The following is a 16,926-nucleotide window of genomic DNA, read 5'->3' on the forward strand; positions in this document are numbered from 1 at the left end:
CGTTCGACATGGAGCTCATTCTGGGAATTCGGCCTCGCCGCGTCTGTGGCGCGAGTTGAGCGCTTGTGTGACGGTCGATGACAGCCGCGCACGCAGCGCTTGACGAAGCTTCACGCGGGGCGGTCTGCGCACTGCGACGGCCACTGGCCCTCACCCCTTCCCTCTCCCGCAAGCGGGAGAGGGGGAAAGAGGAGCGCCGCATGACTCCCTGGACCCTGCGCGCTGCGCGCGCCCCTCACCCCTTCCCTCTCCCGCAAGCGGGAGAGGGGGAAAGAGGAGGCGACGCTGCGAGTGGCGCTGGTCTGACTCCCTCTCCCGCTTGCGGGAGAGGGCGGGGGTGAGGGCCAGCGGCGGCGGTAGTACTTGGGTCTTCAGGCCGCCTCGGCGGGCCAGTACAGCAGCAACCGTGCGCCGCCGAGCCGCGGCGCCTCGCCCAGCCGCGCATGCCCGCCGTGCGCATGCGCGACATGCCGCACGACCGCCAGGCCCAGGCCGAAACCGCGCGTCCCGCGCCCCTTGCGCTCCAGCCGCTTGAAGGGCTCGAAGGCCGCCTCGCGCAGCGACGGCGGCACGCCCTCGCCGTCGTCGTCGATCGCGAGCCAGAGCTGACCCGCCTCGACCCACGCCGTCATCAGGATGCGCCCCTTCGCGTACCGCGCCGCGTTGCGCAGCCCGTTGCGGATCGCATAAGGCAGCAGGCGTTCGTCGAAAGGCAATTCATCGGGCAGCCGCAGGTCCGTGTCCAGCGCCTTGCCGTCGAGCAGCGGCGCCAGCGACGCCGCTTCCTTCGCGAGCATGTCGCCCAGGTTGCCCTGCATCACATGCGGCTGCAGCGCGCCCATGTCGAGCCGCGCCAGCGTCAGGCTCGCGTCGATGAGTTCGTCGAGCTCGGCGATGTCGCGCTCGCAGGCCATCACCGCCTGCTCGCGGCGGTCGCGGTCGTCCTCGTCGACCAGCGCATCGACCGCGAAGCGCAAGCGCGCGAGCGGCGTGCGCAGTTCATGCGAGACCGCGCCGGTCAGCTCGCGCTGCGTCGCCATCGCGGCGGCCAGCCGCTCCAGCATCGCGCGCGTCGCCGCGGCGACCGGCGCGAAGAGGCGGCTCTTCAACGGCGGCAATTCCGTGTCGAGCCGGCCCGCGCTCAATCGCTCGGCTGCACGCTGCAATCCGCGCAGATCCCGCCACAACGGCCGCAACTGCCACCACGCGATCAGCGCGACCGCCAGCGCGATCACGACCGCCACGCCCAGTTGCGCGGCGAGCTCCTTCGGCAGCTCGCCCGCCCGCTTGGAATCGAGCGGGCCGAGCAGCAGCAACTGGTCGGGCTCGCCCGGCAGCGCCGCGTAGATGCGGCGGTTGAAGCCGGTGACCAGCACCTCGCCGCGTTCGAGCCGGCGGCGCTGGTCCGCGCTGAGCTGTGCGAGGTCGGTGCGGATCAGGCGCACGGGATAGTCGAACTGCGCGTCGAGCTCGCGCACCCGCTCGCGCCGCGCCGGCGGGTCCAGCGGCGCGAGGTCCCGCACCAGCAGGTCCACCGTGCCGCGCATGAAGTTGCGGACGTAGTCGTTGGTGACCTCGGAGGCGCCGATCAGCACCAGCCCCTCGACGAGCAGGATCAGCGCCAGCACCGCCAGCCCGAGTCCCAGCGCCATCCGCAACAGCGAGGCGCGCAGCGTGATCGCGGCCATCAGTCGATCGCGAAGAGGTAGCCCTGACCGCGCACCGTCTTGATCCGCACCGGCGCCTGCGCGTCGTCGCCGATCTTCTTGCGCAGCCGCGAGATGCGCGCGTCGATCGCGCGGTCCAGCCCGTCGAACTCCAGCCCGCGCAGGCCCTGCATGATGTCGTCACGACTCACCACCTGACCCGCGCGGTGCGCCAGGAAGTTGAGCAGCTCGTATTCGGCGGTCGTGAGGATGACGGGCTCGCCGTTCAGGCGCAGCTCGCGGGATTGCGGCAGCAGCGTCAGCGGGCCGAAATGCAGCGCCTCGCCGACCGGGTGCGCCGCCGGCAGCGCGTCGCGACGCAGCAGCGCCTTCAGCCGCGCCAGCAGCACACGCGGCGCCACCGGCTTGGCGATGTAGTCGTCCGCGCCGCCCTCCAGACCGAGCACCTGGTCGATGTCGTCGTCCCGCGCGGTCAGCATCACGATGCGGCCGCCGAAGTCACGACGCGTGTCGCGCAGCACGTCGAAACCGTCCTTGCCGGGCAGGTGACCGTCCAGCAGCACCAGATCGAAGGGCTCCTGCCGCATCAGCGCCTCGCCGGCCAGGCCGTCGCCGCAGACGGTCACCGCGTAGTTGGCCTTGCTGAGCGCGTCGGCGACCAGTTGGGCCAGACGCTCGTCGTCCTCGATGAGCAGGATGCGCGCGGCGCTCTGAGCAGAAATGTCCATGGCACCGAGCATAGGCGAGGCCCTCCCCCGCCGACTTCAGCCACGCTTAAGCGCGCATGCGCACGCGCGTGTTTGCCGCCGACGCCCGACGGCGCCGTGCTGGCCGGCGCCCACCGGGGCGACAGGGGGCGTCAGCGGTCGGCCGGAATGTCCAGCCGCCAGCCCGCGGGGGTGCGCACGGCCCGCAGCGTCGGGTCGTCCGCCATCGGCGCCCAGCGCTGCGCGAGGTGGTCCATCGCCTGCGGCGACAGGTCGGTGCGGCTGGCCATCACGCGATCGACGGTCTCCGGCGTCACGCACGCCATCAGCGCCGCCCGCGCCGGCCCGCGCAGCGCGGCGTGCCAGCGGGCGCGCAACGCGGCGATCTCCCCGGCGTCGTCCCGCCCCTCGGGATCGTGCCAGGCATAGACCCGCGACAGGCCTTCGTGCGCCTCGGTCTGCTGCAGGCCCTCGTCGGTCATGCCGATCGCGAGCAGCACGCGCCCGGACGGCTCGTTCTCCGGCGCCGTCGTGCCCAGCAGGTGCCGCATCCCCAGCACCTGGCGGCAGTAGTCGAAGGTGGCCGCCGCCGCCTCCCGCGCGTAGCCCTGGCCCCAGAAGCGCGCCGGAAAGCCGTAGCCGATGTCCGGATGCGGCAGCCCCTCGCGCTGGATCACGCCGGCCAGGCCGAGCAGCTCGCCGTCCTCCAGCCGCTCGACGGCCCAGAAACCGAAGCCCAGCAGCCAGTAGCGCGCCTCCAGCCGCTCCCGGATCCAGGCCGCGGCCTGCTCGTCGGTGCGGACCTGCGCGTCGTAGATGTGCTCGATCCAGGCCGGCTCGTTGAGCAGCCCGCGGACGAAGGCCGCATCCGATTGCCGAAACCACCGCAGGCGCAAGCGCGCCGTTCTCAACACGTCCATCCACGCCTCCCAGCGCCCGTGAGCGTCATCGTCAGGATCCTCATCGACGCCATCATCAGCGTCATTGCCGACGTCCCCGTGGACGCCGTCCCCCACAAAAGCGGGACAATACCGCACATGAAATTCATGTCGAAGCTCCAGGCCGCCGAGCGCCTGAACGACTCCCTGCTGTGCGTCGGGCTGGATCCCGATCCCGCGAAGTTCCCGACCCATTGGAAAGGCGACGCCGGCCGGATCTACGACTTCTGCGCCGCCATCGTCGACGCCACCAAGGACGTGGTGAGCTCGTACAAGCCGCAGATCGCCTACTTCGCCGCGCACCGCGCCGAGGACCAGCTCGAGCAGCTGATGGCCCACATCAAGCGCCACGCGCCGCACGTGCCGGTGATCCTGGACGCCAAGCGCGGCGACATCGGCGCCACCGCCGAGCAGTACGCCCGCGAGGCCTTCGAGCGCTACCAGGCCGACGCGGTGACGCTGTCGCCGTTCATGGGCCGAGACAGCGTCGAGCCCTACCTGCGCTACGCCGACAAGGGCGCCTTCCTGCTGTGCCGCACGTCCAACCCGGGCGGCGACGACTGGCAAATGCAGCGCCTGGCCGACGTCCCCGGCCAGCCGCGCCTTTTCGAGCACCTGGCCGCGCTGGCCCAGGGCGACTGGAACGTCAACGGCCAGCTGGGCCTGGTGGTCGGCGCGACCTACCCGAAGGAGATCGAGCGCGTGCGCGAGCTCGCCCCGACGCTGCCGCTGCTGATCCCGGGCGTCGGCGCCCAGGGCGGCGATGCCGCAGCCACGGTCGCGGCCGGCTGGCGCAAGGATGCGGGCACGGTGATCGTGAATTCCTCCCGCGCGGTGTTGTACGCCTCCGCCGGTGAAGATTTCGCCGCCGCCGCCCGCCGTGTCGCACTGGCGACACGCGATGCCCTGCGTCCCACCGCCGCCGCCTGACTCCCCGGCGGCAACGCCCGCCAATTAATTGGCAGAAACCCCGAACGCGCACCGGACTGGGCGGCTTTCGGGATTTCTCGCCTCTTCAGAACACCCCCCGCTCGCCGAGACTCCGTTACCGGACGTTGCAATTCCGGGTCGACGCGCCAATCCGGCATGCCGCTCGCCCCGGAACCTTTCCAAGGAGGGAAAGGGCATGTCCACCTACAACGAGTTGGGGCGGGGACGAGTGAGCAAGGATTCCCAGGACGATCTGAGCAGTCTGGTGGGGCACGAACTGTCGCGCGGCGACAGCCTGCCCGCGAAGCTGCAATGGCGCGCCGCGCGGCTGTTCATGGCCGCGTGCGTGCTGCTGTCCGGCATGGCCGGCCTGCTGCTGCTGGCCAGCGCCGGCGCGTCGGAACCCTTTGGCGGCCTGCTGCCGCCGGCGCTCGCCCTCGTGACCACCTTCGCGGGTCTGGCCATGCTGTGGCGGCTGCCTTCCCATCACGGCCCCGCGGCGACGGTCACGCTGATGTGCCTGGCGATGGCGACGGCGCTGTCGCTGGCGGTGTCGCGCCAGCTCGGGCTCAACGCCGCGAGCCTCGGGATCATGGGCCTGATGGTCGCGCTGGGCACGGGCATGATCGGACTGGGCGCGGGCCTGTCGCTGTTCGGGCTCGGACTGGCCGCGCTGGGCGGACTGGCCTCGGCGGAACTCGGCGGCTGGATCCCGGTCGACGGCGCGCCGATCGGACTCACCGCCCGGCTGCTGACGCAACTGCTGCTGCTCACCTCGGGGCTGGTCGTCGGCCTCGGCACGGCCAAGCTGATCCGGCGCGCGATGCAGGAGGTCAACGACCGCCATGCGCGCTTCCGTCACCTGCTCAACATGGCGGCGGACTGGTACTGGGAGATGGATCGCCAGTTCCGCTTCACACATCTGACCGAACACAACCCCGGCGCCTCGGGCCTATCGATGGCGGAGCGGCTCGGCCGCGCGCCGTGGGAGATCGAGCACCTGGGGCTCTCCGACGAGGAACTCGACGCGCACCGCGCCGACCTCGAATCGCACCGCCCGTTCCGCGGCCTGGTGATGCGCCGCACGACCGAGGACGGATCGCTGCATTACGTGTCGATCAGCGGCGAACCGCGCTTCGATGCCAAGGGCAATTTCCGCGGCTACTGGGGCGTGGGCCGCGACGTCACCGACGAGGTCCAGACCGAGCAGGCCATGGTGGCCACGGAGACGCGCTACCGCGAGCTGTTCCGCCGCTCGCCGTCGCCGCTGGTGCTGCACCGCTGGGGCCGCGTGATGGACGCCAACCCGGCGGCGATGGCGATGTTCGGGTACACGCAGCGCTCGTCGATGATCGGCCAGGACCTGTTCTCGCACTACGAGCCCGGCGACGAGGAACGCGCCCGCCAGCGCGCCGCCAAGATCGAATCGCTGCCCGTCGGCGCGATGCTGCCGATGACGGAGTTCCGGCTGCGGACCCTGTCGCGCCGCCGGCGCCTGGTGCAGGCCACCAGCGTGCGCGTGGACGCGGCCACCGGTCCCGCGACGCTGTCCTTCTTCATCGACCAGACCGAGACCTCGCGCGCGCAGGATGCGCTGCGCCGCTCGGAGGCGCTGCTGTCGCACCTGTTCGCTACCAGCCCCGACGTCGTCACGCTGACCGAGACCGTCAGCGGCCGCTACGTGATGGTCAACAAGACCTTCGAGCTGGTCAGCGGCTACACGGCCGACGAAGTGCTGGGACGCAGCTCGGAAGAGCTCGGCATCTGGCAGGACATCGCCGACCGCGATCGGCTGGTCGAAGCGCTGCGCCAGCACGGCCGCGTCAGCGACCTGCCGGCGAGCTTCGTCAACCGGCGCGGGCAGCCGATCCCCATGCTGCTGTCGGCGGCGCCGTTCGTGATGGACGGGATGTCCTACCTGGTCGTCAATTCGCGCGACGTCAGCGACACCGAGCGCACGCGGCTGGTCCATGCGGCGATCCTGGAGAACGCGTCGATCGGCATCGCGCTGACGCGCGACCAGCGTTTCGTGCAGGCCAACCGGCTGGTGGAGGAGATGTTCGGCTGGCCCGCGGGCGAGTTGATCGGCCAGGCCGGCAACGTGGTGTGGCCCAGCCCGGAGGACTACGAGGCCGTCGGCCACGAGCTCGGTCCGCGCCTGGCGGCGGGCGAACAGGTCGAGGTCGAACGCCTGATGCGGCGCCGCGACGGCAGCCGCTTCCTGTGCCGGATCCTGGCGCGGGCCGTGGACCCGAACCACCCCAGCCGCGGCGGCACGATCTGGATCATGGAAGACGTGACCGAGCGCCGGCGCGTCGAAGCCGCGCTGGCGCAGGCCAAGGACGAGGCGCAGGCGGCCAACCGCGCCAAGAGCGCGTTCCTGGCCAACATCAGCCACGAGATCCGCACGCCGCTGAACGGCCTCGTCGGCCTGGCGCGGCTGTTGCAGCAGCCGGACCTGAACGGCGACACGCGCAGCCACTACCTGGACCAGATGGTGGACAGCGCGGAGAGCCTGTCGGGCCTGATGTCGGACATCCTGGACCTGTCCAAGATCGAGGCCGGCCGGCTGACGCTGGAGACCGTGCCCTTCGCGCTGCGCGACATGCTGGCGACGATGCGCATGGGCTACCTGACGCTGGCGCAGGCGCGCGGGCTGGGGTTCAGCATCGACGTCGACGACGCGGTGCCCGCCTGGGTGATCGGCGACCCGGTGCGCACGCGGCAGATCCTGAGCAACTACCTGAGCAACGCGCTGAAGTTCACCGAGCAGGGCCGCGTGGCGGTGCGGGTGCGTCGGCTGGACGAGCGCCGCCTGCGCGTCGAGGTCAGCGACACCGGCCCCGGCATCGCCGAGGCGATGCACGAGCGGCTGTTCCAGCCCTTCACGCAGGCCGACGAATCGACCACGCGCCGCTACGGCGGCACGGGCCTGGGCCTGTCGATCTGCCGCGAGCTGGCCACCTTGATGGGCGGCGACGTGGGCGTGGACAGCCAGCCGGGCGCTGGCGCGACCTTCTGGGCCGAGCTGCCGCTGCCCGCGGCGCCGGCGCCGGTGAGCGCGCAACGCCGCGCGCCGGCCGATGACGCGGAACTCGCGGGACGCCGCATCCTGATGGTCGAGGACAACCCGGTGAACATGATGATCGCCGTGGCCATGCTCGAGCAGTGGGGCGCGGAGGTCTCGCAGGCCAGTGACGGCAGCCAGGCGGTGGAGGCGGTGACGGCCGCGGCCAGCATGGGCAAGCCCTTCGACGCGGTGCTGATGGACGTGCAGATGCCGGTCATGAGCGGCCACGAGGCCACGCGACAGCTGCGCCAGCGTTACGACGGGACGCAGCTGCCGATCATTGCGCTGACGGCCGCCGCCCTGGTCCAGGAGCGCGACGAGGCGCTGGCCGCCGGGATGAACGAGTTCCTCACCAAGCCGATCGACGCGCAGCGGCTGCGGCAGGTGCTGGTGAAGCTCACCGCAGACTGAGCGTCGCGCCCTTCCAGTCCGCCGCCTGCCAGCGCTGGAACGCGCCGAGCATCGTCACGTCGCCGGCCTGGCGTTTCGTCTCCAGCGTGTCGAGGTCGACCAGCTCGTAGCTGCGCTTGTAGCGGCCTTCCGCGCGGGCCTCACGCGCGACCAGCAGTTCCTTGCCGCCGGGCACCCAGCCGGCGAACTCCGCGTAACCCAGGCCCGGCTGCGCCGCCACCGGCGGCAGCACCGACACCTTCCAGCCCTGCGCCGTGCGGCGCAGCAGCCAGAGCTCGCGCCAGCCGTCCGCCGGCACCGACGCGATCGCGATCGCCGTGCCTTCGCGGTTGATGCGCGCCGATGCCGTCATCACCAGCCCCCAGGCGCAGTGGCGCAGCAGCGGCGCGCTGCCTTCCTTCGCGCCGTTCATCGTCAGCGTCAGGCAGGTCTCGCCCGGCTGGCCGGCGGCCACGCTCAGCTTCACGGGGCCGAGCGTCTGTTCCGGCGCACCCGCCGGCAGGGCCGCCCAGCGCATGGCGTTGCCACGCATGGCGGCGTCGTTGTAGGTGGGTTGATCGTCGTCGGAGAGCTCCGCAGGGACGACGCGAGCGAAGGCTTCGAGCGCCCGGCGCGACGCGGCCGACGACGCGTCCACCTGCAAGGTCGTGGACGAGGCGGCAGCACCGGTCACGCCCGCGACGCTGGCGCGGCGCGCACGGATGAACGCCAGGCTGCTCCACACGCCCGACTGCCGCATCAGCACGCGGTTGCGCCAATGCGTCGCCAACGCCGGATCCCGCAGGTCGACCTTGTCGAGCACGTCCGCGCGCCACTGGTCCATCTGCTCGCGCTGCGGCGGCGTCGCCACCGGGTCCAGGCAGTCGGCGCGCGTCAGCGCCAGCGCGGCGCGCGCCTTCTGCTCCGGCATCGACGCCGGCATCGCCAGCACGCGGCGGAACGCCTCGCCGTCGTAGCAGAGCTGCATCGCGCCGGCCTCGCGTTCCAGCGTGCGGAAACGCAGGCCGTAGCGCGCGGCGACGTCGAGCTGCGCGGCGACCTGCGTCTCCGCAGCGGACGGGGCAACCGTCGCCACGCCGTCCGTCCGCGCTTGCGTGCGCGAGGCGCGATCGGCCAGCCGTTCGGCCAGCGTGCCCATCGCATCGAGCACCTCCGCGCCGTCGACGCCGTTCATCTGCGCCGCGCTCGCCGCCTGCACGTAGGCGGCGGCCAGGCCCAGACCGAGCGACTCCGCGCCCGGCTGCTGGCGCACGACGCGCAGCGCGGCCAGCAGCGCGTCCGGCTGCGCGGCCGGGCCGTTCAGCGGCAGCAGCGCGGTCTTGCGAACGAAGCCGCCGCGCTCGCGGCGGTAGTCGTAGACCTGGAAGTGGTCGGGGCGCTCGCCGCGGATCTCCAGCGCCTCGCCGCGCCAGAGCTGCGCCTGCGCCGGCGACGAATCCTTCGCCGCCGCGCGCATCGCGACGTTGTCCTGCACCACCAGCGCGGTGCGCGGCGCGGCGTCATCCGGCGAGACGCGCTTGATCGGCGGCTTCGGCGCGGCGTCGTCGACAGTCGCGGTCGCGGTCGCGGTCAGCGTGGCGGCATCGGCCGAGTGGACGCACAGCAGTTGAACGGCGACGGCGGCAATCGCGGCAGCCATCACGAGCTTCAGGCGGCACATGTCGGAACCCTTTCGACTCAGGATCAGGGACGGGACCAAAAACGCGGAGGAACGGTGGCGGTTCATTGCGAGGTCCCCTCGCCTTCGCCTTCCGAGCGACCTTCATGGCGTCCTTCCGGACGCCCGTCCTGCTTCGTCCCGAGCAGCGTCTTGCCGATGAATCCGCCGTCCGACGGCGGCGGCGCGATGATCACCTGCACCTTGTCGGACAGCTTGTCGGCCATCGCCTTCTGGATCAGCAACGGATGGCGGCTCAGCAACGCGCCTTCGGCAGCCATCTGGTCGACGGCGACCTTGCCGATGCGCGTCTGGCGATAAGCCTCGGCGTCGGCCAGCTTCTCGCGCGCCTTGGCCTCGCCCTCGGCCTCGATGCCGCGCGCCTGCGCGTTGCCTTCGGCCATGCGGACCCGCGCGACGCGCTCGGCCTCGGCTTCCAGCTGGCGCTGCTCGACCTGGCGCTGCTTGAACGGCAGCACGTGCTTCATCGCCTCCTCCTGGCCCTTGGCGGCGATGATCTGCTCGCGCGCCGAGGCTTCGGCGGCGGTCTCGCGGCGGACCTTCTCGGCGGCCGCCTCCAGCTCGGTCTGCTTGACCTGCTTCTCCTTGAGCTCCAGCGTGTAGCGCATCTTCTCGCTGGCCAGCCCTTCCGACAGCAGGTTCTCCAGGCCGGCGCGGTACTCCTGCGGCAGGTCGACGTTGCCGATCTCCAGGCCGCGCAGCACGATGCCGTCCACCGCCAGCTTGCGGCGCAGCTCGGACTCCAGCGCGGCCTGGATGGGACCGCGCTGCGTCGAGAAGATCTCGCGCACCGTGTGCGTCGCGATCTGGCGGTAGACGATGCCCTGCAGCGCCGGCGCGATCACGTCGCCTTCGATGTCATCGGGCAGCGAGGTCGCCAGCTGCGCCAGCCGCGTCGTGTCGACGGTCCAGCGCACCGTCAGGTCCAGGCCCAGCGACAGCCCTTCGAGCGACTGGAGCGGCGCCTCGCCGTCGGCGCGGGCGAAACGCTGCGGGTGATAGCTGCGATCACGCACCGGCAGGTCGCGGACGTCATGCAGCCCAGGCAGCTGGAGCATGGAGCCCGAGCGGGCCTCCGTCACGCCGCCGGTCAGCATGTTCGTGCGCAGGCTGACGGCGCCGCGCGGCACCTCGTGCACCGGCGGATGCATCACCAGCAGGGCCACCGCGCCGGCCACGGCGGTCAGGCCGGCCAGCCAGGGCAGGCAGCGGACCAGGCCGGCGCCGGCGCGCTTCAGCGGCAGGCCTAGGCCGCCGGCACCAGCGCCGGCGCCTTCGCCGCCGAACTCGTCGCCGAGCTCGTCACCGCGGTGGCGGCGGGAGAAACCGGGCAGCCGAGCCTTGAGCCGCGCGGCGGCGTTGCGGATCGATTGCAGGCGGTCGTTCATGAGGTCCTCCGGGGTTCCCGTTGATTCGGGTGTTGGGATGACGCTCATGGTCCGCAGACGCCCCGGAAGCCTCAATGCGGGCGTCGGCGGGTCCCTTCACGGTCCGGAAGAAACCTTCACGGGCGGGTCGCGCCGCCGGGCGCGGCGATGTCGATAATCCGGCGCCATGGCCATCCCCAGGAACAAGGTCGCCGTCATCGAGGACGACCGCCCCACCAGCGAGCAGCTCACCGGCTGGATCCGCGCCGCGCGGCCCGAGCTGCAGGTGGATCAATGGTTCGACCGCGACGCCGCCGAGGCCGCGCTGGCGCGCGAGCGCTACGAGATGGTGGTGCTCGACATCGAGCTCGGCCGCGAGCGCAACGCCGGCATCGCGCTGATCAACGAGATCAACAAGCTGAACGCCGGCACGCCGGTGCTGGTCGTGTCGGCGATGCCGGCCGCCATCTACCGCGGGATCATGAAGGCGCTCGACGCCTGGGATTACCTGCAGAAGACCAGCTTCGACGAGGCCGAATTCATCGACACCTTCCTCGACATCCTGCGCGCCGCCCGCGCCCGCGAAGCGACCGAGCCGGTGCCGGCCGCGCCGGAGGCGCTGCAGCTGGACCCGCTGTGGCAGCGCAGCCCGCTGTGGAAGGGCCAGCGCATCAACCTGCCGCTGACGGCGCAGCGCATCCTCGCCACGCTGTACCAGCGCGCGCCGCAGGTGGTGTCGTACGAGGAGCTCTACGACGTCGTCAAGAGCGGCCGCACGCGCGACAACGTGCGCAAGCACGTGTCGACGCTGCGCGAGGCGCTGAAGGAAGTCGATCCGTCGTTCGACGCGATCGAGAACGTGCCGATGCGGGGGTTCCGGTGGTCGGGCCCGCGATGACGGTCGGCATGGACGTCGCATGAAGCTCGGACCGGTCGAACTGCCCGCGCTGGCCGTGCCGCGACTGGGCTTGGCAGCGTTCCGCCGCCGCGCGGTCGTGCACCTGGCCTTCCTGCTGCTGGCGCTGGCGACGGTCGGCCTGGTGCTGACCGTGCTGATCGATCAGAAGCAGCGCGCCTACCAGCGGTATGCGCAGGGCTTCCGGCAGTCGCTGGCCGAGATCGTGCTGCAGCTGCGCCATCCGAGCGGCCAGCTGGCGCTGCTGAATCCGACGATGGGCGTGGGCGACCGCGACGGCCAGGCGCCGGTGCTGCTGCCGTTCTCGGCGATCGACTTCGACGACCAGAACAAGGCGCAGCGCGCCGTCGAGATGGCCGGCTGCGGCCTGCGCTGGCCCGACGGCGCGAGCCTGTGCGCCGCCGTCGGCGCGAACGCCTACGCGGGCGGATTTCTCTACCTGGTCGGCAGCCTGGAGAGCGGCCCGCTCGCCGGCCGCGAGCACGGCGCGCTGGACCTGAGCGGCGTGCACCGCGCGCGCGTGACGCTGAAGCTGCGCGGCGGCACGCAGACCTGGATCGCGCCGTTCGAAGGCACCGCCGCGGCCGACGGCACGCAGCGCGGCCGGCTGACCGGCTTCCTGGGCGCGGGACCGCAACTGCCCGGCAAGGCGCGCCCGGTGCGCGAGTTCCGCGGCTGGCTCTGGCGCGAGGGGCCTTGCGCCGAAGGCAGCAGCGGTCCGGACTGCGCCAGGCGCACCTTCTATTCGATCCGGCTCCCGGTGGAAGCGTTCCAGGACGCGCTCTTCGACGACGCGGGCCATCGCGCCCGGCCGGTATGGCCGCCGGCGGACCTCGACCAGATGCGGGTGCGGGTGGAGCTGCTCGGGCCTTCCGAACCCATAGCGCCCACCGAGCTGCCTGCTGCGGCCTCTGAGTCGATGCACGCCAGCGTGATCGCCCCGCCGACACAGGCTCCCACGCCGGCTCCGGCTCCGATCCTCTTCGACAGCGCCAAGCCGGGCGCGTCGCTCGCGCTGTCGCTGGACCGGATCGGCGCGTCGTTGCAGCCGGGCGAGACGCTGCGCATCGAGCGACTGGGCAAGCAGGCGACGACGATCGCCGAGCCCCGCGGCCCGGAGCTGTCGGAGCGCGCGCTGCCGTGGCTGATCCACGTGATGCGCCGCCTGCCGGTGCAAGGCGAAGTCCTGGGCGTCGGCGCCGACACCGACGCGACCGAGATCCGCTGGCTGACGGCGTCCGACGACGTGGCGACGCCGAGCGGCCGTTACCGGCTCGACCTGCGCGGCGACCTGCGCAGCCTCGACCGTCAGTTGGCGCTGGAGGCGCGCCCGCTGGCCTGGCTGGCGGCGGCGATGCTGGCGGCCGTCGCGCTCGCGTGGCTGATGGTGGAGCTGGGGCTGATCCGCGGCATCGCGGTGCTGACGAAGCGCGCGGCCGCCGTCTCCTACAACATGCAGGACGCGCGCGCGGACCAGCGCATCGGCGAGCTCGACGTGGCCGACCTGCGCGGCCGCGACGAGCTGGGCATCCTGGCCGGCAGCCTGGCCGACGCGCTGACCCGCGTGAAGGACGGCCTGCGCCGCGAGCAGCTGCGCGCCGAACGCGAGCGCGAGATGTGGCATGCGGTCGGTCACGAGATCATGTCGCCGCTGCAGTCGCTGATGGTGCTGCACGGCGCGGGCGACGATCCCAGCCACCGCTACGTGCAGCGGATGCAGCAGGCGGTGAAGGTGCTCTACGGCAGCGCGCCGCCGAGCGAGGCGCTGGCATCCGCCGACCTGCACACGGAGGCGCTGGACCTGGCGACCTTCTGCCGCGAGGTGGCCGCGAACGCGCACTATGCCGGCATCGACGGCGTGACCTTCGCCACCGAGCTGCCCGAGCCGCAGCCCGTGCACGCGGAGGCCTACGCGCTGGAGGACGCCGTCACCCACGTGCTGCGCAATGCCGACCGCTACCGGCCCGAAGGCACGCCCATTGCCATCACCCTGGAGGCGGGCGAGCCCGGTTTCGTCCTGCTGCGCATCCGCAACCAGGGGCCGCACATCGACGCGGCGATGCTCGACCAGATCTTCGAATACGGCGTCTCCGACACCGCCCCGCAGGTCAACGGGGAACGCCGCGGCCAGGGGCTCTTCGTCGCGAAGACCTACCTGGCGAAGATGGATGGCAGCATCCGGGCATTCAATGTGCCGGAAGGCGTGGTGTTCGAGATGAGCCTGCGCCGCGCCGCGGCCTGAGCCGCGCCGCCTCAATCGACAAGGAGGTCTTCATGCCGATGAATCCCCATTACGCGCTGACCGAGCCGATCCGCGACGCCGTCGACACGCTGTCGAAGGAACATCCGCTGCTGGTCGAGTTCGGCGCCTCGTGGTGCCCCATCTGCGAGGCGGCGCAGCCGCTGCTGGAGCAGGCTTTCGAAGGCCGGCACGCGATGGTCCAGCACATCAAGGTCGAGGACGGCAAGGGCCAGCCGCTGGGGCGCTCCTTCAAGGTCAAGCTCTGGCCGACGCTGATCTTCATGCGCGACGGGCAGGAGGTGGAGCGCCTGGTCAGGCCCACGAACGCCGCGGATATCCGGGCCGCGCTGGAGCGCATCGACGGCACGTGACGGAGAATCGGGGCCATGACCCAAGCCCATGTGCTGCTCCCCAAGGACGGAGCTCCTGAACTGCTGTTCGTGCTGCTGCACGGCGCCGGCGCCGATGCCGAACAGATGCGCCCGCTCGCCGAGGCACTCCATCGCCAGTACCCGCGCGCCGCGCTGGTGCTGCTCGACGGCTTCGAGCCCTTCGATGCGATCCCGGGCGGCGGCGCGGGCTTCCAGTGGTACTCCGAGGACGGAGACGACACGCTCCGGGCGCTGCGCCTGAGCGCGGCGGTGCCGACGCTGGTCGCGCTGGTCCGCGGGTGGGCGGAGAAGCTCGATCTGGAGTGGGGGCGCGTCGCGCTGGCGGGGTTCTCGCAGGGCGCGATCCTGGCGCTCGAGGCGCTGCAGCAGGAAGAGCAGCTGGCCGGTCGCGTGCTCGCCTTCGGCGGTGCGTTTGCCTACTGGCCGCAGCATGCGCCGAAGGATGTCTCCATCCATCTGCTGCATGGCAAGGACGATGGCGAGCTGCCCTATCCGGCGCTGCTGAACGCCGCGCGCGAGCTGATGTCGCTCGGCGCGGACATCACGGCGGATGTGCTCCCGCATGTGGGCCATGAACTGCATCCGGCGCTCATCGAGCGCGCGATGGAGCAGCTGCGGACGTTCATTCCTGCGCGCCTCTGGCGCGAAGCCGTTCTCACGGCTGCGGAGCAGGACAAGAACGAGCCGCGCCATTGAGCGCGGCCCGTTCGGGGCTCAATCCAGCGTCACTTCGGTCCTCACGGTGCCCGCGCGGTCGGCCCACGCCACCAGGCTCAGTCGCGTGCCCTTCGGCGCTCTCACCGTCCATTCGCCGTAGGCGCGATCCCCGGTGATATCCCGCTCCGGCAGGAACGCGAGCTGCGTCTGCTTCGGCGCATGGCCTTCGAGCTGCGGGCCTTCCATGCGCGGCTTGCCGCTGACCAGCCCGACCTCGGGATCGACCGGCAGGAAGATCTCGAACATCACGCCGCGCGTCTGCTTGCGCGCCAGCGCCTGCTTGGTCACGTAGGCCGGCAGCCAGCCGCTGTTGCCCACGGCCATGCGCACGCGCCAGGTGTCCGGGCCCAGCGCGCGGACCTCCGTGCGCAGCAGCTCCAGCTTCGGAAGACTCAGCGCGATCTGGTTCATCCACGCGGGGAAGCGCGCCGCCTCCCGCTCGCGCAGGTGCGGCGGCGGGTTGCGCCAGAAGTTCATCTTGTCCCAGCCGCCGATCTCCACCGGCCCCAGCTGCGGATGCATGAACGAGGTCCACTCGACATGCGCCTTGCCGCCGCAGTGCTCGTCGCTCCACTTCAGCAGCTTGAGGTCGTCCTCGACCGGATGGTCGCGGAACCAGTCGATCCACTTGTAGCCGGTGATGCCGGCCTCCTTGTTGGGCGACCACAGCTCCACCACCCAGAACAGCGCGCCCAGGTGCTCGTAGACCCAGTCCTGCGTGCCGGTGATGACTTCCTTGGGGTGGTACTTGAACTCGTGCCAGATGCTCACGGCCGGGTAGCCGGTGTGCTGCTCGCCGAGCTTGGAGAAACGCTGGAAGGCCCAGAGGTCCTCGGGCGCCATGTCGTCGTCGCTGCGCGTGCCGCAGGGACGCAGGATCACGCCGCTGTGCGTGTGGAAGCTGATCGCCGCGCCGATGTTGGGGTGGCTCACCATGAAGTCCACCATCGCGCGCACTTCGGGCTCGCTGGTCGGGTAGGGACCGGCGCCGACCTGCTCGAACTCCTGCCGCCAGCCCGCGGGGAAGTTGCGGTTCAGGTCCAGGCCTTCGCTGTCGCGGTTGACCTTGATGCTGAAGCCGTCGTGGTTGATGACCAGGCCCTCGGGCATCAGGCGGTAGTACTCGCCGCCGAATTCGCCGGGCTGGCGCGCGACCATCAGGCGCGGATCGTCCGGGTGCTTCTTGTAGCCGCCGTGCGGATCGGCGATGCGCATCGTCAGGATGCGGCCGTCGCCGTCGATGTCTTCCACGCTGAGGCCTTCGACCGGCTCCTCGTCGAACGGATACGGGCGCGTCGACGAGCGGATGTGGCGCGGCCGGTCCGCCAGCGCGAGCTCGGCACCGTCCGGGTTCAGGCGCGGCACCATGTAGATCGTGCGCGTGTCCAGCAGGTGGGTGGCCTGCGGGTCGGTGCCGTACTTGCTCAACAGATCGTGCAGGTAGTAAAGGCAGGTCGTGCAGGCGGTGAGCTCGGCGGCGTGGATGTTGCCGTCCAGCCAGAAGGCGGGCTTCTCGACATCGCTGCCGGTCGCGGTGTTGGTCAGGATGACGACCCAGATCTCGCGGCCCTCGAAGCTCTTGCCGATGGACCGCACCGACACCAGGTTGGGACAGGCCTCGGCGTAACTGAACAGCAGCTGCGTCAGCGCGTCGTAGCGGGGGAATTCGTCGAAGCGCGGCGTCGGCAGCGATGGCGTCGACGCGGGCGCGGCGGCGGGCGGGAGAGCGGTCATGGGCGTCCCAGGGGCGGTGTCGGTGCGGCCGATTTTGCATGCCCAGGCCCCGGCGACCGAGAGGGCTCTCCACCTCGCGACAGCGCGTTTTCCCTGAGACGGGTTAAATTGCTGGACTTGCACGTGCGCGCCGCCGCTCAGACGGGCGCGCATCGCA

12 protein-coding genes are annotated in these 16,926 nt (G+C 71.3%); 6 read left to right on the plus strand and 6 right to left on the minus strand.

What is annotated here, in order from left to right:
• Positions 1 to 371: 371 nt before the first annotated feature.
• From AC1VNM_RS20415 to AC1VNM_RS20425, 3 genes are all read right to left on the minus strand, one after another.
• On the minus strand, positions 372 to 1,688 hold the full coding sequence (locus tag AC1VNM_RS20415) for an ATP-binding protein (RefSeq protein ID WP_377159359.1): 1,317 nt from the start codon (positions 1,686 to 1,688) through the stop codon (positions 372 to 374).
• Entirely contained in the window at positions 1,688 to 2,395 is a 708-nt protein-coding gene (locus AC1VNM_RS20420) for a winged helix-turn-helix domain-containing protein (protein ID WP_377159357.1), read from the minus strand. Before AC1VNM_RS20420 ends, AC1VNM_RS20415 begins: the two co-directional genes overlap by 1 nt.
• A gap of 131 nt (positions 2,396 to 2,526) precedes the next feature.
• On the minus strand, positions 2,527 to 3,294 hold the full coding sequence (locus AC1VNM_RS20425; RefSeq protein WP_483108107.1) for a GNAT family N-acetyltransferase: 768 nt from the start codon (positions 3,292 to 3,294) through the stop codon (positions 2,527 to 2,529).
• Positions 3,295 to 3,411: 117 nt separating this feature from the next.
• On the opposite strand from AC1VNM_RS20425, the gene pyrF reads away from it, so the two are divergent.
• On the plus strand, positions 3,412 to 4,242 hold the full coding sequence (pyrF, locus tag AC1VNM_RS20430; RefSeq protein WP_431100594.1) for an orotidine-5'-phosphate decarboxylase: 831 nt from the start codon (positions 3,412 to 3,414) through the stop codon (positions 4,240 to 4,242).
• Positions 4,243 to 4,438: 196 nt separating this feature from the next.
• A complete protein-coding gene (locus tag AC1VNM_RS20435; protein ID WP_483108108.1) occupies positions 4,439 to 7,723 on the plus strand; it encodes a PAS domain-containing hybrid sensor histidine kinase/response regulator in 3,285 nt (1,094 codons plus the stop codon).
• Here the strand turns inward: AC1VNM_RS20435 and AC1VNM_RS20440 are convergent.
• Positions 7,710 to 9,362, minus strand: coding sequence for an SH3 domain-containing protein (locus tag AC1VNM_RS20440; protein WP_483108109.1), 1,653 nt, complete (start codon positions 9,360 to 9,362; stop codon positions 7,710 to 7,712). The genes AC1VNM_RS20435 and AC1VNM_RS20440 overlap by 14 nt on opposite strands.
• Before the next feature lie 83 nt (positions 9,363 to 9,445).
• Positions 9,446 to 10,789, minus strand: a complete 1,344-nt coding sequence (locus AC1VNM_RS20445) for an SPFH domain-containing protein (protein WP_483108110.1) — start codon at positions 10,787 to 10,789, stop codon at positions 9,446 to 9,448.
• 166 nt (positions 10,790 to 10,955) lie between these two features.
• Here AC1VNM_RS20445 and AC1VNM_RS20450 point away from each other — a divergent pair, with 166 nt between their 5' ends.
• From AC1VNM_RS20450 to ypfH, 4 genes are read left to right on the plus strand one after another with little or no spacing between them, the layout of a single operon-like run.
• Positions 10,956 to 11,666 (plus strand): response regulator, encoded by a 711-nt coding sequence (locus AC1VNM_RS20450; protein WP_483108111.1) that lies wholly within the window; start codon positions 10,956 to 10,958, stop codon positions 11,664 to 11,666.
• A 19-nt stretch (positions 11,667 to 11,685) separates the two neighbouring features.
• Entirely contained in the window at positions 11,686 to 13,926 is a 2,241-nt protein-coding gene (locus AC1VNM_RS20455) for an ATP-binding protein (RefSeq protein ID WP_483108112.1), read from the plus strand.
• Positions 13,927 to 13,958: 32 nt separating this feature from the next.
• Positions 13,959 to 14,297 carry a thioredoxin family protein gene (locus AC1VNM_RS20460; RefSeq protein ID WP_377159341.1) on the plus strand — a complete coding sequence of 113 codons (339 nt, stop codon included), beginning with the start codon at positions 13,959 to 13,961 and terminating at the stop codon, positions 14,295 to 14,297.
• A 15-nt stretch (positions 14,298 to 14,312) separates the two neighbouring features.
• Complete coding sequence (gene ypfH, locus AC1VNM_RS20465) at positions 14,313 to 15,014, plus strand: esterase (protein WP_431100607.1); 702 nt, start codon at positions 14,313 to 14,315, stop codon at positions 15,012 to 15,014.
• A gap of 18 nt (positions 15,015 to 15,032) precedes the next feature.
• On the opposite strand, the gene AC1VNM_RS20470 is transcribed toward ypfH, so the two are convergent.
• Positions 15,033 to 16,769: a M14 family metallopeptidase gene (locus tag AC1VNM_RS20470; RefSeq protein WP_483108113.1), complete on the minus strand. Its 1,737-nt coding sequence runs from the start codon at positions 16,767 to 16,769 to the stop codon at positions 15,033 to 15,035.
• Positions 16,770 to 16,926: the final 157 nt, after the last annotated feature.

This window comes from Mitsuaria sp. MSU3D, from assembly GCF_056867975.1.